This is a genomic window from Achromobacter sp. NCFB-sbj8-Ac1-l (assembly GCF_052695805.1).
Window position 1 is genome coordinate 2,785,937 of sequence record NZ_CP199812.1, and the last position, 23,659, is coordinate 2,809,595.

A 23,659-nucleotide genomic window follows, 5' to 3' on the forward strand; every position below is an offset into this window, starting at 1 on the left:
GCAGGTGAATGCTACCCAATTTTCGGCGCATGCCTGCGCAGGGTGATACACAATGTTTGTTGATATTTCAAATCTCGGAGGCGGGCGGCAAACAGTTGGGCGGTGGGGGCGCTGCGCAAGGCCGAAGGGCTGCGGTCGATACGAGCTTGTTCCGTTGCCGGCGTTTGGCGGATACTCGTTTGTCGCCATTGCTGTACGGCCAATCGCACAGGAAACCCCGCCATGAGCCTCACCCCGTTCGAATTGCACGCCCATGTCGACGAAGACGGCTTTTTTGCGCTGGTCTGCCCCGATGCGTATCAGGGCTATGTGCACGAAGACTGGACGCTTGCCCAGGTGCTCGAACGTTTCGTGCAGCAGATGAATGCGCAGGCGTTGTTCGCGGCGTTTCCCGGGCCGGATCTGGCCGATGCGTCCTTGCGCATCGCGGATGTGGCCTCGCCGGGGGCGGCGTGGCGCACGGTGTCGGGCTTGGTACGCGTGGGCGAGGGGGGACTCTGGCTCACCGACTACACCCAGCTGACCATGGCCGCGCAGTTCGACGATGAAATGCCTACCCGCGACGAACAATTGCAGCTGCCCATCGGGCCTGGGCTGTATCGCGTCACGCTGCGGCAGTTCGCGGTGTCGTACGAAGACGATCAGGACCCCGCGGCGGAACTGGTCATCGAACCGGCGGGGGCGGATGACATCATGCCCGCCATCGATGCCGTACCGTGGTTCGGCTAGGCGCCGGGCCGCATCAGCGGCGCGTGTTCCGCCATCAATTCCGCCACCCACTCGATGAACACCCGCAGCTTGGCGCTGACGTGCCGGTTGGGCGGATAGGCGATGTACAGGGGCATGGGGTCCAGCCGCCAGTCTTCGAACACGGGCACCAGCTCGCCTCGGGCCGAGTGTTCGAGGGCCATGTAGTCGGGCAGCCACAGGATGCCCATGCCGGCCAGGCCGGCTGCCAGGTAGGCATTGCCGTCGTCCATGGCCACGATGTAGCGGCCCTGGGCGTGCACGCTTTCGTCGCCGCGGCGCATGGCGTAGGGCAGGGGTTTGCCGGTGCGTGACCACAGAAAGCCGACGATGCGGTGGTGGGAGTCTTCCAGGTCGGCCGGATGGGCGGGCTTGCCGGCCTGTTGCAGGTAGCTGGGCGCTGCGTACACGCGCAGTTGCAGGTCGCCGACGCGGCGCGCGATCAGCGATTGGTCGGTGAGTTCACCGCCGCGCACGACGCAGTCGACGTTCTCGCCGATGATGTCCACCATGCGGTCGCTGACGCCCATGTCCAGCTGGATGTCGGGGTAGCGGGCATGGAAGGCGGGCAGCGCGGGCGCCAGGATCATGCGGGCCAGCGGGCTGGGCACGTCGACCCGCAGCCGGCCGCGCGGCACGGCCGCGGCGCTGGACAGGCTGGTCTCGGCGTCGTCCATGTCGGCCAGGAGGCGCAGCACGCGTTCGTAGTACACCGAGCCGTCGGCCGTGACATTGACCTTGCGGGTGGTGCGGTTCAAGAGCCGCACGCGCAGCCGTGCCTCCAGTTGCTGCACCAGCTGGGTGACGCTGGTCTTGCTCATGTGCAGGGTGTCGGCCGCTTTGGTGAAGCTGCCGGTTTCCACGACGCGGGCGAACGCCTGCATGGCATCGAAACGGTCCATGGTCACTCCGAGGGCTGGGGATTGTTTGCATTTTACAAACAGTGATGGGCAGGGTTGCCCGTTTATCGCGCCGCAAGGGGTCCGTAAAGTGCCTGCATGATCAATGCGGGCGGATGGCCCTGGGAGCAATCGAATGGCAACACGTGATGTGGTTTTTCCGGCGGGACGCCAGGCGCTATATGAACGCAACCGGTATTCGCCGGCCATCCGGTCCAACGGCTTTCTGTTCGTGTCGGGCCAGGTGGGCAGCCGCGAAGACGGCTCGCCTGAGCCCGACCTGCAGGCCCAGGTGCGCCAGGCGTTCGACAACCTGAACGCCATCCTGAAGGCCGCGGGCGCCACGTTTGAAGACGTGGTCGACGTGACCGTGTTCATGGTGGATCCGGCGTCCAGGTTCGAGACCATCTGGAAAGTCGTGCCGGATTACTGGGGCCAGGCGCCGCACCCGACGCTGACCGCGGTGGGGGTGACGTGGCTGTACGGCTTTGACTTCGAGATCAAGGTGATCGCGAAGCTGCCCGAAGGCGCGTAACCGTACGCGGATAAAAGCGGACAAGACAAAGGCGCCCCTCGGGGCGCCTTTGCCGTTGCGCGGGAAGCGGGGATTAACCGCGGGCGCGGGCCACGGCCTGGGCCAGGTCTTCCTGCTTGCGGATCAAGGCGGCCTCGACCTGGTCGCGCGGGGTCGTGGTGTCCTTGAGCGGAGCATCCAGGTCCGCGGCGCGCAGCAGCTCCATCAGGTCGCGCGAACGGGTCTGGGTGGACGGAATCGCGCTTTGGTCGACCAGCTTGCCCTTGACGAACTTGGAGACCGTGGTGGACAGCGTGCTGGTTTCGGTGAACGAGGCCTTGGCCAGTTTGCCGTCTTCGTAGCCGATGTCGGTCTTGTTCTCGTAGTTGTCGCGGATCTGGTAGAAAGCGTAGTTCTGCGAATCCGGGTCCGTAGTTAGGTTCAGCTTCTGGTCCAGCGACAGCGCGCGATGGAAGCTGGCGCTCAGCGACGACTGCTGCTGTTGCGTGATGGCCAGGTCGAACTGCGGGCGGCCGCTGCTGCTGGTGTTCTGCGAGGTCTGGTACGAGAACGTGTCCAGTTCGCGCGGCTGAGCCGGGTTGGACGCGACGGGCGCCTGGTTGACCGAGGCGGAGAAGTCGGCCAGGCCGGACAGCATGGTGCGGTGGACTTCAGCCGGCGCGCCCAGGCGGTTGGTGGCGCCCTGGGGCGACCAGGCGCCATAGCTGCGGTGCAGGTCCGAGAAGCCTTGCTTGAAGTACGACATCAAGGCGGCGTCGCCTTCGCCGCGCTTCTGGGCGCTGTCGAATTTGGTCAGGTAGCTGTCGATGGCTGCGGATTGCTGCTGGGCGCTGCCGAACTGGGCGGGCTTGCTGACATCCACGTTGATCTGGGCGGAACCGGCCAGGGTCTTGACGGTCAGCGCGCGCTGGCCGGCGTCGGCCTGAAACTTGAAGCTGACCTGGTCCGGGCCTTCGGCGCCGACGGTGGCTTCCAGCGACACCGACGACAGGACGTTGGTGTCGATCTTGGACAACGCGCCGAGGGCCAGCTTGGGCGGCACCGACGCCAGGCCGTCAACGGCGTCCTGGAACGATTTGGACAAGCCGGCGATGGCATTGCGCTCGGCCTCGGTGAGCTTGGCGTCGCCCACGTCGATCTGCACGGCCAGGCCCTTTGCATTGCTGTCGAGCGTGATGTTGACCTTGGCGCCGCTGGCGGTGGTGATGCGCAGGGCCACCGAGTTATCAGCCTGGGCTTGAGCCTGGGGGCCATCGACGCCGTCCACGGCCGCGGCCGAGCGAGTCGCGGGGACCAATTGCGAGTAGTTGCCGCCATCGGTCTGGAAGCGCGACAGCAGCGCGGCGGCCAGGCCCTTGAACTGACCGGTCAGGGACGACGAGCGGACGTTGTCCGACATCAGCGACGACAGGGCGTCGGGTTCCTGCACTGGGTTGGCGGATAGCGTGTTGGGCGAATAGGTCAGCACGCCGGTCGATTGCTGGCCCAGCGTGACCGAAGTGGACGCGGGCGGCTCGGGGCTGCGGTTGACGTTGGTAACGCGGGACACGCCGCTCGCTGGCGCTTGCGGCGCGATGACGAGCGGGGGCAGTGAAGAGGAGATCGTAGTCATGTCTGCGGTATCCAGGCGGGCAACAGCTGCCCAGTGATCGTGCCGGGGATATTCAGAATGACTAACGGCAGGCGCGGCGGAAAATTAATGGGCAGCGCGAATAATTATTCGCCACTGCCGCGATTATCTTTGGCGCGGAAATAATGTCGACAAAAAGATTGCTTTCCAGAAACTGAATGCCGCGGATGCAAGCGCATGAGTTACGCCGGTTCCGCGGTTATTGCCGGGCATGCCCGCGCGATTATTTGACGACATAATTGCGCGCTTCGTTTTCGCCGGCCCATTTGCGCAGCGCCGCGATGAATTCCGGGCAGACGTTGCCATCGACGGTGGATCCGATGATGACGCTGTCTTTCATGCGCATCAGCACCTTGCATTCATAGACGCGGGTGCGGTTCTGCATGTAGCCCGTGCTGTTCTGCTGGAACACCGGCGTCGCGGCGGACGTGTTGGTGGCGGGAATCATGCCCACCACCTGCTGGCTCGTGCCCGTCGTCACCCATTCCTGGTAAGGCGCTGTCTGGTAGTCGGACCATTCCAATTCCATCGTGTTGCCGATGGCGCGCTTCTTGGACGGTTCGCCGAGCGCGGCGATGGCGTCGTTGATCGAGCGGCCTTCCATGTTGCGGGCGACGTTGACGCTGGGCGAGAACGACAGGCCTTCGGTGAAGACCTTGCCCAGCGACGGCAGGGCCGAACTGCCCCCCGTGGGCATCGGGGCGCAGGCAGCCAGGCTGGCGGTGGTTATCAGGCCTGCGGCAAGCCGAAACGGCCGGCGGGAAAAGGCGTGCAGAGACGGCGTCATGATGCGGGCGATGCTCCGTTGCGATCGGATGGGCGCGGCCGCTGGGGGCAGCCAGGGGGCGCTCGACGTGTTTGTTTCTCTTCGTGACAGGCTGGGGGCGCGGCGGGAGACCCTGACGGGCGCACGGGTCGCCGCAGGCTGACCGCCTGCTTGAGAAAAGTCCGCCATTTTTACCGGAAATCGGGGCCAGCTTCTTTCAGCCACCTGTGAAATTTGTTACTCAATATGCCTGGGGGCGATTTGCGAGGGGGGCGGCAGGCGTAGCCGGCTTGCTAAGATCGTGGCCGCCAAATTCACTCGATCCGGATACCGACGATGATGCTTGCCCGATTTGTTCCGATTATTCGCTCGGCCATTGCCGCGTTGGCGTTGATCGCGGGGGTATTTGCCCCGGCCGCGCACGCGGACACGCTGTATGGCGGCATCGCCACGGATGGCAAGCACGCCAGGATCTACTGGGCGCTGCCTGAAGACACGGGCAAAGAGGCCGAGGCGGCCGGGGTGGCCGCATGCCGGCGCGCGGGTGGCAAGGACTGCAAATCCCTGAGCTGGTTCTCGGACAGCTGCATGGTGTATGCGCGCAACCTCACGTCGAACGACTTGTTCCCCGGCAACAGCGTGTCGCCCGAAATGGCGGCCAAGAAGGCAATGCGCCGCTGCACGGCCGGCAGCCCGGACGGCAAATGCCGCCTGGCCACGCTGCCGCTGTGCGTGGGCCCGGGCTACAGCGCCGAGGACCTGCAAGCGCCCAAGACCGCCACGCCTGCCCAGCTGGAAGCGCTGTCGGCCAAGCTGAACGACCGCGAATACTGGGGCGCCATCGCCGAAACGAACACCGGCGGCCTGTCCTATGCCGATGGCTATCCCAACGAAAAGGATGCCATCAACAAGCTGCTGGAATGGGAAGAGTGCGAAGGCTGCACCAAGGTGCTGACCTACAAGGACAGCTGCGTGGGCCTGGCCTGGGCCAAGGGCAGCAAGGGCCGCGGCACCGGTTTCACGGCACTGAACCCCGATCCCAAGGCGGCGCGCGATGCCGCCCGCGACGTTTGCAGCAGCAAGACCGGCGCGCCGAACTGCGTGGCGATGGTGCGCTGCTCGGGCCGGGCGTATATCGACGGCTATGCGGGCTTCGAAGAAAAACCCAATTGAGGCCGGGCTCGCGGCATGACCGGCGCGGCAGATCGTCTGCCGCGCCTTTGCGTCAGGGCCAGACCTGAGCTGACCCGGCCCCGTCGGGCATTGCCGGCCCCGGCCGGCCCGCCTCCGCCTACTTGTCCAGCCAGGGCGCCTCTTGCCACAGCTGCTTGAACTCCGCCTCGCCCGCCGCCAGTTCGCGGGCGTAGTCGGGCGGCGCCAGATAGCGCAAGGGCGCGAACATGTCTTTCGCCTTGGCCTGGAACTCGGGGTCGTCCACACTGCGCTTGACCGCCTGCGTAAGCTTGTCGCGCACTTCGGCCGGCAAGCCCTTGGGCGCGGCCAGGCCGCGCAACGACGCCAATTCGAAGTCGTAGCCCTGTTCCTTGAACGTGGGAATGTCGGGCAGGGCGGCAGAGCGGGTCTTGCCCATCTGCCCGAGAAAGCGCAAGGGCGTGCCACCTTTCTGGTACTGCAGCGCCTCGCCCACATTGATGGCGCCGATGGTGATTTCCCCGCTTGCCAGCGCGCCGCGCACTTCGCCGGCGCCCTTGTAGGGGATGTGGCTGAGCTGCGTGGAAGAGGCCCGTTCGAATTTCAGCATGGCCAGATGGTCGTCCGAGCCGGTGCCGGTGGTGCCGACCGTGACCTTGCCCGGGTTTTGCCGCGCGTAGGCCGACAGGTCGGCCAGCGTCTTCATCGGGTTGTCGGTGCGCACGCTGAAGGCGCCCGGATCGTCGATCAGGTTGCCCAGCAGGTCAAAGCTCTGCCAGGTGAAGCCGGACTTGCGTTCGATGGGGATGGTCAGCAGGTTGGGGGTGTTGATGAAGCCGATGGTGTAGCCGTCGGGCTGGGCCCGTGCCAATTCGGTGAAGCCGATGGCGCCGCCGGCGCCGGGGCGGTTCAGCACCACGATGCGGGCGTCGTTGCCCAGGTACTTCTGCAGATAGGGCGCCAGCATGCGCGCCACCAGGTCGGTGCCGCCGCCGGGCCCATAGGACACGATCAGGTTGATGGGGCGTTCCGGGTAGCCGGCGGCCGGGACGGCGGCGGCGTACAGGCCGGCGCAAGCCAGGGCGATGGCGGCCAGCCGGCGTCGGGCCGGGCGCGTAGTGCGATGTTGCATGGTTGTCTCCTCGCGGTAGGGATCGTCGGCGGGGCGCCGCGATCTTTTTTCTAGGTCAATGCGGCAATGCGGGCGGCGGCCTTGGGCCACGCTTCAGGGTTGATCAATTGCGGTGGCCGTTCGCCGCGCAGCATCGCCAGCAGTTGCTGCGCCGACGAGCGCGCCACGTTGCGGCGGGCTTCGTGCGTGACCCCGGCGGTATGGAAGGTGGCCACGACGTTGGGCAGGGCCAGCAGCGGCGCGTCGTGCGGCGGCGGTTCGTGCTGCCAGACGTCCAGTCCGGCACCGCGCAGATGGCCGCCCTGCAAGGCAGCGCACAACGCGTTTTCGTCGTGGATGCCGCCGCGCGCGGTGGAAATGAACACGGCGCCCGGCTTCATGGCGGCAAAGGCCCGGGCATCGATCAGGCCGCGGGTGGTCGCGTCCAGCGGGCAATGCAAGGACACGACGTCGGATTGCGCCAGGAGGTCGGCCAGGCTGACGGGCTGCGCGCCGCGCTGGCGGATGGTGTCGTCGTCCAGCAGCGGGTCGTGGGCCAGCACGCGCAGGCCGAAGCCCTGGGCGATCTGCGCCACGCGGGTGCCGATCTGGCCCAGCCCCACCAGGCCGATGACGCTGCCGCGGATTTCGTGGCCCATCAGGTCCTCGCGGGAGAAGCCCGTGTCGTGACGCAGCCGTTGATCCGATTCGACGACCCGGCGCTGCACGGCCAGCAGCAGCGCGTACGTATGTTCGGCCACGGACGCGGCGTTGGCGCCGGCCTGGTTGACCACGGCGATGCCGGCCCGCGTGCAGGCTGCGACGTCGACGGTGTCGTAGCCGGCGCCGCCGGACGAGACGACCACCAGGTCGGGGCATTGGGCGATCAGCGCTTCGCCGACGAACCACTGGCGCGGCAATTCGTCCTTGGCGGCCGACACGTGATAGGCGTGGGCGGTGCGCAGGCCCGCCAGTGTGCGGGCGTCATCGCCCCGGGCGGGCAGCACCGACAGCGCGATGTCCGGGGCGGCGCCGATGATCTGGTCGAACACCGGGTCCAGCCACAGGTCCAGGCGGCACAGGCGGGCCGGGGTGACGCGCGGCGGGCTGCCGGCAGGATGCGGCGCGCTCACAGCACGCCCCGCGCCTTGAGCGTGGCATCGACCCAGCGGCGGTCGAGCGTGCCGGCTGCGATGTCCCGCAGGATGGCCGCCTCGTTCGCGGCAATCGCCCGCACCCGCTCGGCGATGGCCGGCGCCTGGTCGGGCCGGATGGCCAGCAAGCCGTCGGCGTCGCCCACCAGCAGGTCGCCGGGCAGCACGACCATGCCGTCCACGGTGATCGGCACGTTGATGGCGCCGGGGCCGTCCTTGTACGGGCCGCGGTGCGCGATGCCGCGGGCGAATATCGCCAGGTCGCCAGCGGCCAGCGTGTCGCTGTCGCGGACCGCGCCATCGATGACAAAGCCGGCCAGGCCGCGCCTGGCGGCCCAGCCCGCCATGATTTCGCCAATGATGGCGTTATGGGTGTCGCCGCCGGCATCCACCACGATCACGTCGCCGGGCTCGGCCATGTCGATGGCCTTGTGCACCATCAGGTTGTCGCCCGGCCGGGTCTGCACGGTGAAGGCCCGGCCCAGGATGCGGCGGCTGCGATGCAGGGGGCGCAGGGCGCTCGTGCCGACCGTGCGGCTCATGGCATCGCTGATGTTGGCGACCGCCAGGTCGCGGTAGGCGAGCAGCGTGTCGCGGTCGGGCCCGGGCGGGCAGTCGTGCAGGGTGAAGCCAAAGTCCGGCATGTCGCAATGTCTCCGTCAGGGATGAGTGTCAGGGGCGACTCTACCGAGCGGCTATTGCGAGATAAAGCGAATAATTTGCAGATCTATGAAACGCTTTTTGGAAAGCTTGATGGCGCACGCCGCCGTCTTGGACCTGTCCGCGCGGGGACGGGATCAATCCGGCCTGCGGCGTCAGACCAGGCCGGTGGGCGCATGGAAATCCAGGGTGGCCTGCGCCAGCGTGCGCAGCGTCTTCAACAGCGGCCGGGTGTCGTCGCGGCGCCATTGGAAGGTGTAGGGCAGCGGGCGCAGCGGCGCAAACCCCGGTAGCGGCAGCAGGTCACCGCGCGCGATCAGGATGTGCGCCCACGCCTTGGGCAGAAAGCCCAGCCCCAGGCCCTGGCACAGCAGGCCGGCGATGGCGCCCCAGCTGTTGCAGCACAGAGTGCGCCCCGGCGAGACATGCTGTTCGGTCAGCCAGTCGTCCAGCATGCGGATGGCGCCGGAGCTTTGCGGCAGGGTGATCAGCGTCTGGCCCGGCAGGTCCGCGGGGCGCAGCGCAGCCGGGTCCGCCACGGCGCGCGGCGTGGCGACCCATTCGAATTCGGCGCTGCCGATCAGGCTGGACGCGATCGAGGCGCGCGAAGACGGGCCGGCAATGACCGCGAAATCGAGTTCGCCGTCTTCCAGGCCGCGTTCGACCAGTTCGCCGACCCCGACGAAGGGTTCGACCAGCAGGTTGGGGTGGGCCTGCTGGATCACGTCGATCAAGCGCGGCATCCAGGTCAGCGAGGTCAGCTCGCCCGCCCCGAAGCGGCAGCGGCCGGAATAGGCTAGGTTGTCGCTGGCCTGCTGCATGAACTGGTCGGCGTTGCGCAGCAGGTCCTTGGCGTGCGGCACCAACTGTTCACCCAAGGCCGTCAGCGTCGCGCTGCGGGCGGTGCGGCTGAAGAGGTCCGCGCCGATCGACGCCTCGAGTTCGCCGATGCGCTTGGACAGCGACGACACCGAGATATTGAGCCGGTTGGCCGCAATGGCGAAATTCTTGCAGGTGGCGGCCCAGTAGAACGCTTCGAGCTGTTTGAGTGTCATGGGGGACGGCGGCGTAGCCGGCAAGATCGAGAGTGAACAAAAGAGTAATAAAGAATATCGATAAAGTCGCTTTATTCAAAGTTCGGTCGCGCCTATAGTCGTGCGCCATTGCCCACGACACCCGTGCGGCCCGCGATGGCCGCCCGCGCCAGGAGTCCGTCCATGTCCAGACGCTTGCGTCATCTGCTCAGCCTGCACGATTTCGAGGCGGCGGCCCGTCGCGTGCTGCCCAAGCCCCTGTTCGCCTACGTATCGGGCGCGGTGGAGGACGGCGTGTCCGAGCGCGCCAACCGTCGCGCCTTCGAGCGCTATGCGTTTCGCCCCAGGGTGCTGGTGGACGTCTCGGCATGCCGCACGCAGGCCACGGTGCTGGGCACGCGCTATGCCGCCCCGGTGGGCATCGCGCCCATGGGCATTTCGGCGTTGACGAGCTACCGCGGCGACCTGGTGCTGGCACGGGCGGCGCAGGCGGCGCAAGTGCCCTGCATCATGAGCGGCTCGTCGCTGATCCGCCTGGAGACGGTGATGAGCGAAGCGCCCGGCACCTGGTTCCAGGCCTATCTGCCCGGGGACCCGGCACAGATCGATGCCTTGATCGACCGGGTGGCGGCGGCTGGCGTCGGCACGCTGGTGCTGACGGTGGACACGCCGGTGGCCGCAAACCGCGAGAACAACGTGCGCGCCGGATTCTCGACGCCGCTGCGGCCGAGCCTGGGGCTGGCCTGGCAGGGCGCGACGCATCCCCGCTGGTTGTTCGGCACCTTCTTGCGCACGCTGTGGCGCCATGGCATGCCGCATTTCGAGAACAACTACGCCACCCGTGGCGCGCCCATCCTGTCGGCCCGCGTGCTGCGCGATTTTTCCGACCGCGGGCACCTGAACTGGGAGCATGCGGCAGCGGTGCGGCGGCGCTGGCCGGGACGCATGGTGATCAAGGGCGTGCTGCATCCCGACGATGCGCGGCGTGCCCGCGCGCTGGGCATGGACGGCGTGATCGTGTCCAACCACGGCGGCCGGCAACTGGACGGCAGCATGACGCCGCTGCAAGCCTTGCCGCAGGTGCTGGACGCCGCGGGCGGCATGGACGTCATGCTCGACAGCGGCGTGCGGCGCGGCTCGGATGTGATCAAGGCGTTGGCGCTGGGTGCGCGCTGCGTGTTCGTGGGCCGGCCATTCAATTACGCGGCGGCGGTGGCGGGACAGGCGGGGGTGGCGCATGCGATCAGCCTGCTCGTGGCCGAGGTGCGTCGCAACCTGGGGCTGCTGGGCGTGGTGGACGTGGGGGCGTTGCCGGCCGATCTGTTGGTGCCGGCCGTGCCTGACTGACCGCTACGTCGCCAGGCGGGGCGCCGTTTTCACCCGCTGCGCCGCCTGCCGGACCACCCCCTGCAACCACCCCAGCGCCGCATCTCCGGGGGCGCGGCGGCTGCACACCATGTCGATGTCGAATGGGCCGGGGTCCACCTCGGGCGGCAACGGCCGCAGGCTCAGGCCGTCGCCCGCCAGGCGCTGTGCGGCGCGACGCGCCAGCGTGGCGATCAGGTCCGTGCCTTGGACGGCGTGGGGCAGGGCAACGATGTGGGCGAAGGTGCAGGCCACCCGGCGGCGCTGGCCCAGCCGCGCCAGGCCGGCGTCGATCACGCCACGGGGCGAGCCGTCGTCGCTGGGGGTGAACAGGGCGTGGGGCAGGGCCAGGTAGCGCGCCAGGTCCAGCTTGCGGCCGCGCAGGGCTGGGTGGCGCTTGTCGGCGAGGCAGACGAAATCTTCCGTGTAGAGCGTTTCGGGCAGCATGCGCTTGGGCGGCGCCAGATGGCCGCCGATGGCCAGGTCCACCGTGCCGTTGTCCAGCTGTTCGTAGAGCGCTGTCCGGTCCAGCCGGGCCACGCGCAGGTCGATGCCAGGCGCCTCGCGCCGCAGGGCGGCGACGATGTGGGGCACGATGACGACGTCGGCATAGTCGCTGGCGGCCAGGGTGAAGCGCCGTCCGGACGCCTTGCGCGGATCGAAGCCGGGGCCTTGCGCCAGGGCCTGGCGGATGTGGTCCAGCGCGGCCGCGACGGCCGGCATCAGTGCCGTGGCCTTGGGCGTGGGCTGCATGCCGTCGGCGGTGCGCAGGAACAGTTCGTCCTGGAACAGCAGGCGCAGGCGTCCCAGCGCGCTGCTGACCGAGGGCTGCGCGCGATGGATGCGCTGGCCGGCCAGGGTGACGTTGCGCGTGTCGTAGAGGGCTTCGAAGGCGACCAGCAGGTTCAGGTCGACGGCAGATAGATTCATGTAGTCAATAGTACGAATATCAATTATCGATTTCAACAATTCAGTTCCCCGGGCCTACGATGACCGCCAGAACCCCGATGCAAGGATGCGGCCATGGCTACTGTATTGATTACCGGAATCGAACCCTTTGATGGCGAAACACTGAACCCCTCGTGGGAGGCCGTGCGGCGGCTGGATGGCACGCAGGTGGCCGGGGCCATGCTGGTGGCGCGGCAGTTGCCGTGCGTGATCGGCAAGGTGGTGGGCGTGCTGCGCCAGGCCATTGCCGAGACCCGGCCGGACGTGGTGATCTGCCTGGGCCAGGCCGGCGGCCGCAGCGACGTGTCGGTCGAGCGCGTGGCGATCAACGTGGTGGACGCGCGCATTCCCGACAATGAAGGACGCCAGCCGATCGATGAACCCGTGGTCGAGGGCGGGCCGGCGGCGTATTTCTCGACGCTGCCCATCAAGGCCATCGTGCGCGACCTGCGGGCGGCAGGCGTGCCGGCCTCGGTGTCGTCGACGGCGGGCACCTACAACTGCAATACGATTTTCTACGGCCTGGCGCACTACATCGCCACCGAGCAGCCCGCGCTGCGCGGCGGCTTCGTGCACGTGCCGTACCTGCCGGAAATGGCGGCCCGCCATCCCGGCCAGCCCAGCCTGGCGCTGGACACGCTGATCGAAGCGGTCAAGATCATGGCGGCGACGACCCTGGCGGTCCAGCGCGACATCAAGGCCGGCGGCGGCGCGCTGCATTGAGGGAGAGCGAGATGGACACCTTCAATGGCGCCGACGGGTTTGCGCTGGCCGGCGTACCGTTTCGGCATCGCCAGGTACGCGTGGACGGCCTGGGCTACCACGTGGTGGAGGGCGGGGCCGGGCCGGCGCTGATCCTGCTGGCGGGCTTTCCGCAGAGCTGGTACGCCTGGCGGCGAGTGATGCCGCTGCTGGCGCCGCACTTTCGCCTGTACGCGGTGGACCTGCCGGGCCAGGGCGATTCGGACAAGCCGCTGGACGGCTACGACACCCACACGGCGGGCGAGCGCTTGCGGGCCTTGTTCCATACGCTGGGCCTGACGCGCTATGCGCTGGCCGGTCACGATATCGGCGCCTGGATCGCCTACCCGTACGCGGCCCGCCACGCGCACGAGGTCGAACGCCTGGTGCTGCTGGACGCCAACATTCCCGGCGTGACGCTCAAGCCGGCCATCGAACTGGGGCCGGACAACTGGAAAAGCTGGCATTTCCTCTTCAACACGGTGCCCGACCTGCCCGAAGCGCTGCTGGCCGGGCGCGAGCGGGTGTTGATCGAATGGTTCTTCAGCCGCAAGACGGCGAACAAGCCGGGCGTGTTCAGCCGCGAGGACATCGACGAGTACGAACGCGTGTATCAGACGCTGGGCGGCCTGCGCGGCATGTTGGGCTATTACCGGGCGGCGCATCAGGATGCGATCCAGAACCGGGCCTTGCGCGACACGCCGCTGACGCTGCCGGTGCTGGCGCTGGGCGGCGACCAGGGCAGCGCGCCCGACCTGTACCAGGCCCTGCAGCCCCTGGCGCGCGACCTGCAGGGCGGGGTGCTGGCGGACTGCGGCCACTATCTGCCCGAAGAGCAGCCGCGGGAATTGGCGCGGCGCATGCTGGCGTTCCTGGCGTAGGCCAGCGCCCCGGCCGCAAGGCGCCCGGGCGGCATTTCGACATTGCGTATCGGTATTTGGTGGCCGCGTGGCACGCCCCTATCCTGGTTTTCACGTAGAGAACCTGGAGTTTTTCGATGGGCAGTCAACGCAGATCCGTCCTCAAGGCCGCGCTTGGCCTGGCGGCAGGCGTGGTGGTGGGCGCGGGGTTATTGAGCAACATGACGGGGGCGGCGCCGGCGCTCGGCGACGACGCCACGCGCTATCCCGCCCGGCCGGTCAAGCTGATCGTGCCGATCGCCGCGGGCGGCAGCGCCGACAAGCTGGCGCGCACGGTGGCGCAGAAGCTCAGCGAGAAGTGGGGCCAAAGCGTGGTGGTCGAGAACCAGCCGGGCGCCAGCAGCGCGATCGGCAACGCGGCCGTGGCGCACGCGCGCGGCGACGGCTATACGCTGCTGCTGGGCGGCGATGCCTTGTCGCTCAACGCATTGCAACCCGGCAAGCAGAACTATGACCCCGTGCGTGATCTGCAGGGCGTGACCAAGGCCGTCGTCAACCCGCAACTGCTGGTGGTGCGCCCGGGGCTGGGCGTGAAGACCTTCCAGGAGTTCGTGGCGCTGGTGCGCCAGCGGCCCGGCGAGATTTCGCTGGCGCTGCCCGGCGGCAACGGCAGCCTGCAACACCTGGCGGTGGAACTGCTGAACGAGCGCATCGGCGCCAGGACCAACCAGATTCCCTATCCCGGCGGCGGCCCGGCCACGCTGGACGTGCTGGGCGGGCACGTGGACGCGATGCTGATCACGCTGGCCGCGGCCACCGAGAATGTGCGCTCGGGCAAGCTGGTGGCGCTGGCGGTGACCACGCCTTACCGGTCCAAGGCACTGCCCGACGTGCCGACCATCCAGGAATCGGGGCTGGCGGATTACGCGGTGGAAAGCTGGCAGGGCTTTGTGGTGCCGGCCTCCACGCCCAAGCCGCTGGTGGATCGCATTCATCGTGACGTCGTCGCGGTGCTGCGCGAGCCGGAGACGGCCGCCTTGCTGGAAAACCTGGGGTTTGCGATTGCGGCGAGCACGCCCGAGGCCGTCGACCAGACCGTGCGCGACGACATCGCGACCTACCGCCGCATCATCGCGACGGCCGACGTCAAGCTCGACTGAGCCAGGGATGGGCGCGCCGTCCGGGAGCGCGACCCGGGGCGCGCCAGCGGTTTCATATCCATATCTGAAAGTCTTCTTTGTGTTGAGCGCCGCGGCCCCGCAGCATAGAACTTCGTTCAATGCATACGGCACAACAACATGAAGACTCGCAATACCCCCGGCCTGTTCCTGCGTACGGCCGTTGCCCTGGCCCTGGCGGCCGGCGCTGCCGCCGCCCACGCGGACGCCACCCTGGACAAGATCAAGGAACGCGGCACCGTCACCATCGGCGTACTGGCCAATGGCGGTGTGTTCGGTTCGATCGATCCGAAGACCCAGGAACTGGTGGGCTGGAATCCCGACCTGGCGCGCGAGCTGGCCAAGGGCCTGGGCGTGAAGGCCGAGCTGGTGCAGGTGCAGACCGCCACCCGCACGCAATTCCTGATCTCGGGCAAGGTCGACCTGCTGATCGCGTCGATGGAACTGAATCCCGAACGCGCCGAGATCCTGGGCTATGCGCCCACGCCGTTCTTCCGGGTCGGCGGCGCGGCCGCCACCCGCCGCGACAGCGGCATCGCCAAGTGGGAAGACCTGCGCGGCAAGCCCGTCTGCGTGTCGCAAGGCAGCAGCTTTGCGCGCCCCTTGCAAGCCGATTACGGCGCGGTGGTCAAGGGCTACAAGAGCTCGTCGGACTCGCTGCTGGCGCTGCGCGGCGGCCAGTGCGTGGCGGCGGTGCACGATTCGACGCTGATCCATCCGCTGTTGCGCAACAACCCTGAATGGTCCGCCTACCACGCGCCCATCGCCACGGAAGTGCTGCCGGCCAACTCGGTGGTCTGGACCCGCAAGGGCGAGGCCGACACGATTGCCGCGGTCGACAAGGTGATCCAGGGCTGGCACCGCACGGGTTGGCTGATCGCCACCGAGAAACGCCTGGACATCCAGCCGGCGCAGCCGCTGCTGCAAGAGCTGCATGACAAGTACAAGCAGGGCAGCTGAGCCCGGCGAACGCCAAGCACGTGTTGGATAAGACGATGACCAAGCAAGCAATGAAGTGGGCCGCCGCCTTGGCGCTGGCGGCCCTGGCGACAACGGCGGCGCACGCCGACGCGACGCTGGACCGCGTCAAGCAGCGCGGCAGGCTGGTGGTGGGCGTGGACGGCGCCAGCCCGCCGTTCGGCCTGCTGGACCCGGCCACCGGCAAGGTGGGGGGCTTTCAGACCGAACTGGGCCGCGATATCGCCCGGCGGCTGGGCGTGGCACTGGAAACGGTGCCCGTGACCGCGGCGACGCGGGTGCAGTTCCTGCAGGCGGGCAAGGTGGACCTGCTGATTGCCAACATCCAGTGGACCCAGGAACGCAGCGAGATCCTGAGCTACGCGCCCACGCCCTACAACCTGGTGGGCGGCGCGGCGATGGTGTCCAAGCGCAGCGGCATCAAGCGCTGGGAAGACCTGAAGGGCAAGGTGGCGTGCGTGTCGCAAGGCAGCAATTTCGCCAAGCCGCTGCAGGATACCTACGGCGCCGTGGTGAAGGGCCTGCGCAACATTCCGGAATCGCTCCTGGCGCTCAAGGGGGGCAGCTGCGATGCGTCGGTACACATCCAGCCGGCGCTGTACGAGACGCTGCATGGCCCCAACGGCAAGGAATGGGACGGCTTCGAGCTGGCCACGTCCGACCAGCTGATTCCGTCGCCGACGGTCATCTGGACGCGCCGCAACGAAGCCGATACGCGCGCCTTCGTCGATGGCGTGATCCGCGACTGGCACACGTCCGGCTTGCTGGTGCGAGAGGCCGAGAAATTCGGCGTGCCCGCCGACTACCTGAAACAGGCCCTGGCCGACGCCCAGGCCGGCAAGTTCGACAGCGCGCCGCCCGAGGCGCAGGCCAAGCCATGATCCCGATGTCGTTTCGAAAGGTGCTGCCATGACTGAATCCCTGTTTCCCGGCGTGCTGTCGCGCCGCGCCCGCGGTGTGGAACTGTCGCCCATCGCCGCAGCCGGTGCGCGCGCCGCGCGGCTGGCGGCCGAGGGCCGCTCGATTGTCGTGCTGACGTCGGGCGAACCGGACTTTGATACGCCCCAGGCCATCAAGGACGCCGCCGCGGCGGCGCTGGCCCAGGGCCAGACCAAGTACACGCCCACCGCCGGCACGGCGGCGCTGCGCCGCGCGGTGGCCGACGACTATCGCCAGCGTCATGGCCTGGACGTGCAGGCCGGCCACGTCATCATCTCCAACGGCGGCAAGCAGGTGATCTACCTGGCCCTGGCCGCCACGCTGGACGACGGCGACGAAGTGGTCGTGCCGACGCCGTACTGGCCGACCTTCCTGGATTCGGTGCGGGTCAATGGCGGCACGCCGGTGCTGGCGCCCACGGCCGAGGCCAACGGCTTCAAGCTCACGCCGGGTGGCCTGCGCCAGGCGCTGACGCCGCGCACCAAGTGGCTGATCCTGAATTCGCCCGGCAATCCCTCGGGCGCCGTCTATAGCCACGACGAGCTGGCGGCGTTGGCCGCTGTGCTGCGCGAGCATCCGTCGGTGCTGGTGCTGTGGGACGAGATGTACGAGGAGATCTGGTTTGGCGAGCCGCCGACGCATCTGCTGCGCGTGGCGCCCGACCTGACCGGCCGCACGCTGGCGGTCAACGGCGTGTCCAAGGCCTACGCCATGACCGGCTGGCGCATCGGCTGGGGCGTGGGGCCGGCGGCGTTGATCGGCGTGCTGGAAGCCGTGCAGTCGCAGGTGTCGTCCGGACCCAGTTCGCTGGGCCAGGCGGCGGCGCTGGCCGCCTTGCAGGGCGTGGCGGACGATTTTGTCGAGACGGCGCGGCAGGCGTATGCGCGCCGGGCCCGCGTGGTGGTGGACGGCCTGGGCGCCGTGCCGGGGCTGCGCGTGGCCGTGCCGCAGGGCTCGTTCTTTGCCTGGATCGGCGTGGCCGGGCTGATCGGCCTGGCACGGCCGGATGGTCGCGTCATCGCCGATGACGGCGACGTGGTCGATTGGCTGCTCGACGCCGAAGGCGTGGCGGTGGTGCGCGGCGCGGCCTATGGCTTGTCGCCTTATCTGCGCCTGTCGTTCGCCGCCTCGGATGCCAAGTTGCAGGAAGCGGTGGTGCGCATCGGCCGCGCGGTCGCGGCGCTGCGGCCGGCCGGGACGCTGGAGGCCGCTGCATGATCGAACAGGTGCTGCAGGCCTGGGTGCATTTCTTCAAGCCCCTGGGCCTGAACTACAGCTTCGTGCTGGACCCCGGCGAACTGGCTGCGTTCGGCCATGGCCTGCTGGTGACGGTGCAGCTGTGCCTCTGGACCATTCCCGTCAGCCTCGCGTTCGGCGTGCTGATCGCCGCCGGGCTGACCAGTGGCCGGGCCTGGCTGTCGCGGCCCTTGCAGGCGTTTGTGGAACTGACCCGCAACACGCCCACGCTGGTGCAGCTGTACTGCGCCTTCCTGGTGCTGAACATGCTGATCACGCAGAAGCTGGGCGGCGGCAGCCCGGTCACGCCGTTCATGTGGGTGGTGATCGTGGTCGCGCTGCACAAGGGCGTCTTCCACGCCGAGGCGCTGCGCGCGGGGATCGAAGCGGTGCCGTCCGTGACGCTGGAGGCCGCGCGGTCGCTGGCGTTCTCGCGGCGCCAGATCCTGGCGCAGGTGCAGTTGCCGCTGGCGCTGCGCTTTGCCTTGCCGGCGCTGGTCAACAACCTGGTGGACCTGGTGAAGATGACCGCGATTGCATCGGCCATCGCGGTGGGCGACGTGACGTATGAATCGATCATGATCTGGTCGCACCGCGACAACGTGCTGGAACTGCTGCTTCTGATCCTGCTGTACTTCGGCCTGCTGACCTGGCTGGTGAGCGTGGGCGGACGCTGGCTGGAAACCCGCTTGAGGATGCCCGGCTATGGCCAATGATCTGGCATTGAATGCGCAGGCGTCCCGCCGCGCGGGTGGTTTCGGGCCGGGCGCGGTGCTGCGCGATCCGTGGTTCGTGCTGCTCTTGTCGCTGGTTGCGCTGGGCGCCGGGTGGGCGCTGACGGGCACCACGCCCGCCGCGGTGCGATTTTTGTGGCAATGGTCGCCGGCGCTGCTGCGCGGCCTGGGCATGAACGTGCAGATCAGCGTGCTGGCGATGGCGCTGGGGACCGCGTTGGGCCTGGTGATCGGCGCGCTGTCGCTGTCGCCGTCGGCACTGCTGCGGCGCCTGACGCGCGTCTACGTGCTGGCGTTTCGCAACGCACCGATCCTGGTGCTGGTGTATTTCACCACCTACGTGTTCCCGTTCGAGCTGAACCTGGGGCGCTGGAACCTGCCGTTTCCCGATTGGATCAAGGTGGTGATCGGCCTGGGCCTGCCGGCCAGCGCCAACGTGGCCGAGATCTTTCGCGGGGCGATCCAGTCGATTCCCGAGGCCCAATGGGAAGCGGCGCAGTCGCTGGCGTTTCGCCGCACCCAGGTGCTGCGCATGATCGTGCTGCCGCAGTGCGTGCGGCGCATGCTGCCGTCGTGGATGAACCTGTACGCCAGCATCACCATGAGCACCTCGCTGGCCTCGCTGGTGGGGGTGCACGACCTGGTCGACACGGCCACCGTGGCCAGCAATACCGTGGCGCGCAGCGATTTCACCGTGCTGGTCTATTTCACGCTATTGGCGCTGTTTTTCGCCTATTGCTATCCCATCTCGCGCTGGACGCGCTATCTGGAGCGACGCTATGCGCACCACTGACACCGGCGCGCGCGCCGCCGCCGACACCCCGCTGGTCCGCTTGCGGGACGTCCACCTGGCCTTTGGCCAGACCGAGGTCCTGAAGGGCATCGACGTCGAGGTGCGGGCGGGCAACGCCGTTTCCATCATTGGCCCGTCAGGCTCGGGCAAGTCCACCATCCTGCGCTGCATCACCGGTCTGCTGCGTCCGCAACGCGGCGAAATCGAGGTGGGCGGGGTGCGGGTGGACGCCCTGAAATCCGAAAGCGAACTGATCGCGCTGCGCAAGCGGGTCGGTTTCGTGTTCCAGCAATACAACCTGTTCCCGCACCTGAGCGTGCTGGAAAACCTGGTGATCTCGCCCATCAAGGTCAACGGCCAGCCACGGGCCCAGGCACAGGCGCTGGCGCGCGAACTGCTCGCCAAGGTGCGCATGGACCACAAGGAAAACGCCTATCCCGGCGAACTGTCGGGCGGCCAGCAGCAGCGCGTGGCGATCGCCCGGGCGCTGGCGCTGCGGCCCGAGCTGATCCTGTTCGACGAGGTGACCTCGGCGCTGGACCCGGAAATGGTGGGCGAGGTGCTGACCGTGATCCGCGACCTGGTCAACGACGGCCTGACCTGCGTGCTGGTGACGCACGAGATGCGCTTTGCGCAGGAAGTCAGCGACACGGTCTATTTCACCGAGGCCGGCCGCATCGTGGAACACGGCCCGCCGGCCCGCATCTTCAGCCATCCCGACAGCGAACGCACCCGCGCGTTCCTGCAACGGACGTCGGCCGAGCCGCCTGCACGGCGCGGGCAGCCCGACCCGATCGACGCCTACCTGACCTTTGATCCGCTGCGTCTTGCAGTGTGACCTTTTTTTTCCGACCTTCCGGAGAACCGCCATGACCACCGAGACTTCCGTTTCCCAAGAACGCCGCCGCCAGGTGCAGGATGCCCTGGCCGACATCCGCGGCCTGCTGGCCGCCGCGCCGCTGACCCGTGACCTGCTGACCCGCGTGACCGAACGCCTGGAACAGTTGGCCGAGCAGCGCGCGCTGTTTCCCGCGACCGACTTCCCGCCGCCCGCGCCGGGGCAGGGCGTGGGCGCGTCCACCCGCTATCGCCTGAACCCGGACGACGGCGCAGGCGAACCGGCGCTCTACCTGAATTCGATCAACCCGGGCAAGACCACCTTGCCGCACAACCACACCACCTGGGCGGCGATCGTGGCGCTGTCGGGGCAGGAACTGAACCGCGTCTATCGCCGCAGCGACGATGGCTCGCAGGCCGGCCGCGCCACGCTGGAACAGGTGCGTGAGGTGGTGGTGCAGCCCGGCCAGCCGGTGTCGTTCCTGCCGGATGACATCCACAGCATCCACGTGACCGGCGACGAACCGACGCTGCACTTTCACCTGTATGGCCAGCCGCTGGAGACCCTGTCGGGCCGCATCGGCATCGACCTGGCCACCGGCGAAATCGTGAACTACAACGCCACCCAGATGAAGCCCGGCCAGGAGCAGCGCGCATGAGCGGCCTGGACCAAGCCCATGTGCAGACCCGCCTGGTGCACACTGGCAGCCCCGATCTGCACGCCGGGGCGGGCCCGGTGAACGTGCCGGTGGTGCGCACCAGCACCGTGCGCTTTGCCGACACCGCCACGCATGCGGCGCTGAACGGCCAGCGCGCGGCCGGCGAGCGTGTCGCCACCTATGGCCGCCATGGCCTGGATACCCACCAGGCCCTGGAAGCCGCGGTGGCGTCGCTGGAAGGCGGCTATCGCAGCATCCTGGCGCCGTCGGGCCTGTCGGCGATCGTGCTGGTGCTGCTGGCCACGCTGGCGCCGGGCGAGCACGCGCTGGTGTCGGACAGCGTCTATTCGCCGGTGCGGCGCGTCGACAAGGCGCTGCTGCAGCGCTATGGCATCGAAGTTGAATATTTCTCGCCAGGCAAGGACGACCTGGACACGCTGATTCGCCCCGCCACGCGCCTCCTGTACCTGGAATCGCCCAGTTCGCTGCTGTACGAGGTGCTGGACCTGCCGGCCCTGGCCGCCACCGCGCGCCGCCACGGCGTGCTGGTCGCCACCGACAACACCTGGAGCGGCGGGCTGTACTACCAGCCGCTGGCGCTGGGCGCGCACATCTCCATCCAGGCGGCCACCAAGTACCTGGCCGGCCATTCGGACGTGATGATGGGCGTGGTGACGGTCGACAGCGCCGAACTCGCGCAGCGCATCGGCGCCACCTGCGACGCGCTGGGCCTGGCGGTGGGCGCGGACGATGCCTACCTGACGCTGCGCGGCATCCGCACGCTGGACGTGCGCCTGGCGCGCCACCACCAGAACGCGCTGGGCGTGGCCGAATACCTGTCGCGCCATGCTGACGTGGCGCGGGTGTTCTACCCGGCGCTGCCCGGCGACCCCGGCCACGCACTGTGGCAACGAGATTTCAGCGGCGCCAGCGGCCTGGTGTCGTTTGCGTTTCCGGCAGGGCAGCCGGGCGCGGCGGCGCGCTTCATCGATGCGCTGCGCTACTTCTCGATCGGCGCCTCGTGGGGCGGCTACGAAAGCCTGGCGCTGCAAGCCGCGCCCGAGCGCCTGGCCGAGCACAGCGTCTGGGAAGGGACGGGCGAAGTGGTGCGCCTGCACATCGGCCTGGAGCATCCGCTGGACCTGGTGGGCGACCTGGACCGGGCCTTTGGCGTGGTCCGCGAGAGCCTGCGCCGCAGTGCCTGACGCATATGCAAATGACTCCGTGTCTTAAGGGTTTCTGATTATGTAGAAGCAATTACAACCTCTTTGTCCGGTTGTACCCCCGGGTACTAGAATTTGCCTTGTTCCACGGTTGGCGGCAGGGCATGTCTACTATTTCATCCATCGGTTCGGTACAGCTTTCCTTTGTGGCGCGGCGGCTGGACGCGGTACGCGAGTTCTACCGCGGCGCCATCGGGCTGGACGAAGTGCCCGCCCCGGGCGGGCAGCTGCTGTTCACCCTGGGCGACGCGACCCTGTCGCTGTCGCCGGTGGCCGAGGTCAGCCGCGAGGTCAAGCCCGACTACCTGGCCATCAAGACCCGCGCCTACGACGACATCCTGCTGCGCCTGCGCAAGGCGGGCTATCACCCTGTCTGTTCGCTGCCTGACGCCGGCCAGCGCGTCATGTACGTCAAAGACCCCTCCGGCAATCAACTGGCCTTTCTCGGCTAGGGCCGGGCAAGGCTTCTTGTGCCCTCTACAGGCCCAGCGACTCCATGAACTTCCAGCAATTGCGTTCCGTGCGCGAAACGGTACGCCGTGATTTCAACCTGACCGACGTGTCGGAAAGCCTGCATACCTCGCAGCCCGGCGTCAGCCGCCAGATCCGCGAACTGGAAGAAGAGGTGGGCGTCGACATCTTCGTGCGCTCGGGCAAGCGCCTGATCGGCCTGACCCCGCCCGGCGAACTGATCCTGCCGCTGGTCGAGCAGATCCTGCAATGCGCCGACAACATCCGCCACGCGGGCGCGGAATACGCCGACAGTCGCACGGGCGTGCTGTCCATTGCCGCCACCCATTCGCAGGCGCGCTACGCCTTGCCGCCGGTCATCAAGGAATTTCGCCAGCGCTACCCCGAGGTGGTGCTGCACCTGCACCAGGGCTCGCCCAAGCAGGTGTCCGAAATGCTGCTGGAAGGCGAGGCCGACATCGGCGTGGCGACCGAAGCGGTGGCCGATTATCCGGGCCTGCTCAACCTGCCGTGCTACCGCTGGAGCCACAGCATCATCGTGCCCAAGGGCCATCCGCTCAGCGCGCACGAGGGCGGCATCAGCCTGTCGCAGCTGTCGCGCTATCCCATCATTACGTACGGACGCGGCTACACGGGGCGGGCGCACATCGACGAGGCCTTCGCGCGGGCCGGCATCACCCCGGACATCGTCATGACCGCGATGGACGCCGACGTGATCAAGACCTATGTCGAACTGGAGCTGGGCGTGGGCATCGTGGCCGCCGTGGCCTGGGACGCCGAGCGCGACACCCGCCTGTGCGCCATCGACGCCCGCCATCTGTTCGAGATCAACCTGACCCGGCTGGCCATCCGCCGCGGCGCCTGGCTGCGCGGCTACGCCTTTCACTTCATCGAGATGTTCGTGCCGACGCTGACTCGGGAGGTCGTGGACCAGGCGCTCAAAGGCGAGGCTTGAGCGGGAAGGCCGTGCGCGGTTCGCATATCCATAGACGCATTTCTACGTTGTCCG

Annotated in this window: 25 protein-coding genes; 17 read left to right on the top strand and 8 right to left on the bottom strand. The window is 68.0% G+C overall.

Features of this window, described 5'->3' with window-relative positions; translation table 11 throughout:
* Positions 1-222 precede the first annotated feature (222 nt).
* Complete coding sequence (locus ACUDP5_RS12830) at positions 223-729, top strand: hypothetical protein (RefSeq protein WP_445658921.1); 507 nt, start codon at positions 223-225, stop codon at positions 727-729.
* Here ACUDP5_RS12830 and ACUDP5_RS12835 read toward each other — a convergent pair.
* A complete protein-coding gene (locus tag ACUDP5_RS12835) occupies positions 726-1,649 on the bottom strand; it encodes a LysR substrate-binding domain-containing protein (protein WP_445658922.1) in 924 nt (307 codons plus the stop codon). The genes ACUDP5_RS12830 and ACUDP5_RS12835 overlap by 4 nt on opposite strands.
* 133 nt (positions 1,650-1,782) lie before the next feature.
* Here ACUDP5_RS12835 and ACUDP5_RS12840 point away from each other — a divergent pair, with 133 nt between their 5' ends.
* Entirely contained in the window at positions 1,783-2,181 is a 399-nt protein-coding gene (locus ACUDP5_RS12840) for a RidA family protein (RefSeq protein ID WP_445658923.1), read from the top strand.
* 73 nt (positions 2,182-2,254) lie between these two features.
* Here ACUDP5_RS12840 and ACUDP5_RS12845 read toward each other — a convergent pair whose 3' ends face one another.
* The gene (locus ACUDP5_RS12845; protein WP_445658924.1) at positions 2,255-3,793 is read right to left on the bottom strand and encodes a hypothetical protein; all 1,539 of its coding nucleotides are present in this window, start codon (positions 3,791-3,793) and stop codon (positions 2,255-2,257) included.
* A gap of 241 nt (positions 3,794-4,034) precedes the next feature.
* Entirely contained in the window at positions 4,035-4,598 is a 564-nt protein-coding gene (locus tag ACUDP5_RS12850; RefSeq protein ID WP_445658925.1) for a hypothetical protein, read from the bottom strand.
* Between the two features lie 315 nt (positions 4,599-4,913).
* Here ACUDP5_RS12850 and ACUDP5_RS12855 point away from each other — a divergent pair, with 315 nt between their 5' ends.
* Positions 4,914-5,750 (top strand): DUF4189 domain-containing protein, encoded by an 837-nt coding sequence (locus ACUDP5_RS12855; protein WP_263912682.1) that lies wholly within the window; start codon positions 4,914-4,916, stop codon positions 5,748-5,750.
* A 118-nt stretch (positions 5,751-5,868) separates the two neighbouring features.
* Here ACUDP5_RS12855 and ACUDP5_RS12860 read toward each other — a convergent pair whose 3' ends face one another.
* The 4 genes from ACUDP5_RS12860 to ACUDP5_RS12875 all read right to left on the bottom strand — a co-directional run bounded on the left by ACUDP5_RS12860 (position 5,869) and on the right by ACUDP5_RS12875 (position 9,709).
* Entirely contained in the window at positions 5,869-6,861 is a 993-nt protein-coding gene (locus ACUDP5_RS12860; RefSeq protein ID WP_263912683.1) for a Bug family tripartite tricarboxylate transporter substrate binding protein, read from the bottom strand.
* 50 nt (positions 6,862-6,911) lie between these two features.
* Entirely contained in the window at positions 6,912-7,973 is a 1,062-nt protein-coding gene (locus tag ACUDP5_RS12865; protein WP_263912684.1) for a hydroxyacid dehydrogenase, read from the bottom strand.
* Positions 7,970-8,638, bottom strand: a complete 669-nt coding sequence (locus tag ACUDP5_RS12870) for an RraA family protein (RefSeq protein WP_263912685.1) — start codon at positions 8,636-8,638, stop codon at positions 7,970-7,972. The genes ACUDP5_RS12865 and ACUDP5_RS12870 overlap by 4 nt, the downstream gene beginning before the upstream one ends.
* 171 nt (positions 8,639-8,809) lie before the next feature.
* Complete coding sequence (locus ACUDP5_RS12875; RefSeq protein ID WP_263912686.1) at positions 8,810-9,709, bottom strand: LysR family transcriptional regulator; 900 nt, start codon at positions 9,707-9,709, stop codon at positions 8,810-8,812.
* A 162-nt stretch (positions 9,710-9,871) separates the two neighbouring features.
* Between ACUDP5_RS12875 and ACUDP5_RS12880 the strand changes: the two genes are divergently transcribed.
* Positions 9,872-11,035 (top strand): alpha-hydroxy-acid oxidizing protein, encoded by a 1,164-nt coding sequence (locus ACUDP5_RS12880; protein ID WP_263912687.1) that lies wholly within the window; start codon positions 9,872-9,874, stop codon positions 11,033-11,035.
* Positions 11,036-11,038: 3 nt separating this feature from the next.
* On the opposite strand, the gene ACUDP5_RS12885 is transcribed toward ACUDP5_RS12880, so the two are convergent.
* A complete protein-coding gene (locus tag ACUDP5_RS12885; protein WP_445658926.1) occupies positions 11,039-11,983 on the bottom strand; it encodes a LysR family transcriptional regulator in 945 nt (314 codons plus the stop codon).
* Positions 11,984-12,076: 93 nt separating this feature from the next.
* Between ACUDP5_RS12885 and pcp the strand changes: the two genes are divergently transcribed.
* From pcp to ACUDP5_RS12950, 13 genes are all read left to right on the top strand, one after another.
* Positions 12,077-12,724, top strand: coding sequence for a pyroglutamyl-peptidase I (gene pcp / locus ACUDP5_RS12890; RefSeq protein WP_263912689.1), 648 nt, complete (start codon positions 12,077-12,079; stop codon positions 12,722-12,724).
* Between the two features lie 11 nt (positions 12,725-12,735).
* Entirely contained in the window at positions 12,736-13,623 is an 888-nt protein-coding gene (locus ACUDP5_RS12895) for an alpha/beta fold hydrolase (protein WP_263912690.1), read from the top strand.
* Between the two features lie 116 nt (positions 13,624-13,739).
* Complete coding sequence (locus ACUDP5_RS12900) at positions 13,740-14,762, top strand: Bug family tripartite tricarboxylate transporter substrate binding protein (RefSeq protein ID WP_263912691.1); 1,023 nt, start codon at positions 13,740-13,742, stop codon at positions 14,760-14,762.
* Between the two features lie 138 nt (positions 14,763-14,900).
* Positions 14,901-15,740 (top strand): transporter substrate-binding domain-containing protein, encoded by an 840-nt coding sequence (locus ACUDP5_RS12905; protein WP_263912692.1) that lies wholly within the window; start codon positions 14,901-14,903, stop codon positions 15,738-15,740.
* Positions 15,741-15,775: 35 nt separating this feature from the next.
* On the top strand, positions 15,776-16,639 hold the full coding sequence (locus tag ACUDP5_RS12910) for a transporter substrate-binding domain-containing protein (RefSeq protein WP_445658927.1): 864 nt from the start codon (positions 15,776-15,778) through the stop codon (positions 16,637-16,639).
* A 28-nt stretch (positions 16,640-16,667) separates the two neighbouring features.
* Complete coding sequence (locus ACUDP5_RS12915) at positions 16,668-17,915, top strand: aminotransferase class I/II-fold pyridoxal phosphate-dependent enzyme (RefSeq protein ID WP_445658928.1); 1,248 nt, start codon at positions 16,668-16,670, stop codon at positions 17,913-17,915.
* Positions 17,912-18,649 carry an amino acid ABC transporter permease gene (locus ACUDP5_RS12920; RefSeq protein WP_263912695.1) on the top strand — a complete coding sequence of 246 codons (738 nt, stop codon included), beginning with the start codon at positions 17,912-17,914 and terminating at the stop codon, positions 18,647-18,649. The genes ACUDP5_RS12915 and ACUDP5_RS12920 overlap by 4 nt, the downstream gene beginning before the upstream one ends.
* Positions 18,639-19,460 (top strand): amino acid ABC transporter permease, encoded by an 822-nt coding sequence (locus tag ACUDP5_RS12925; protein ID WP_445658929.1) that lies wholly within the window; start codon positions 18,639-18,641, stop codon positions 19,458-19,460. Before ACUDP5_RS12920 ends, ACUDP5_RS12925 begins: the two co-directional genes overlap by 11 nt.
* Positions 19,447-20,298 carry an amino acid ABC transporter ATP-binding protein gene (locus tag ACUDP5_RS12930; protein ID WP_263912697.1) on the top strand — a complete coding sequence of 284 codons (852 nt, stop codon included), beginning with the start codon at positions 19,447-19,449 and terminating at the stop codon, positions 20,296-20,298. Before ACUDP5_RS12925 ends, ACUDP5_RS12930 begins: the two co-directional genes overlap by 14 nt.
* Positions 20,299-20,329: 31 nt before the next feature.
* Positions 20,330-20,956: a cysteine dioxygenase family protein gene (locus ACUDP5_RS12935; protein WP_445658930.1), complete on the top strand. Its 627-nt coding sequence runs from the start codon at positions 20,330-20,332 to the stop codon at positions 20,954-20,956.
* The gene (metC, locus tag ACUDP5_RS12940) at positions 20,953-22,161 is read left to right on the top strand and encodes a cystathionine beta-lyase (RefSeq protein WP_445658931.1); all 1,209 of its coding nucleotides are present in this window, start codon (positions 20,953-20,955) and stop codon (positions 22,159-22,161) included. The genes ACUDP5_RS12935 and metC overlap by 4 nt, the downstream gene beginning before the upstream one ends.
* 122 nt (positions 22,162-22,283) lie before the next feature.
* Positions 22,284-22,631, top strand: coding sequence for a VOC family protein (locus tag ACUDP5_RS12945; protein ID WP_263912699.1), 348 nt, complete (start codon positions 22,284-22,286; stop codon positions 22,629-22,631).
* Positions 22,632-22,675: 44 nt separating this feature from the next.
* Positions 22,676-23,605, top strand: coding sequence for a CysB family HTH-type transcriptional regulator (locus ACUDP5_RS12950; protein ID WP_263912700.1), 930 nt, complete (start codon positions 22,676-22,678; stop codon positions 23,603-23,605).
* Positions 23,606-23,659 lie beyond the last annotated feature (54 nt).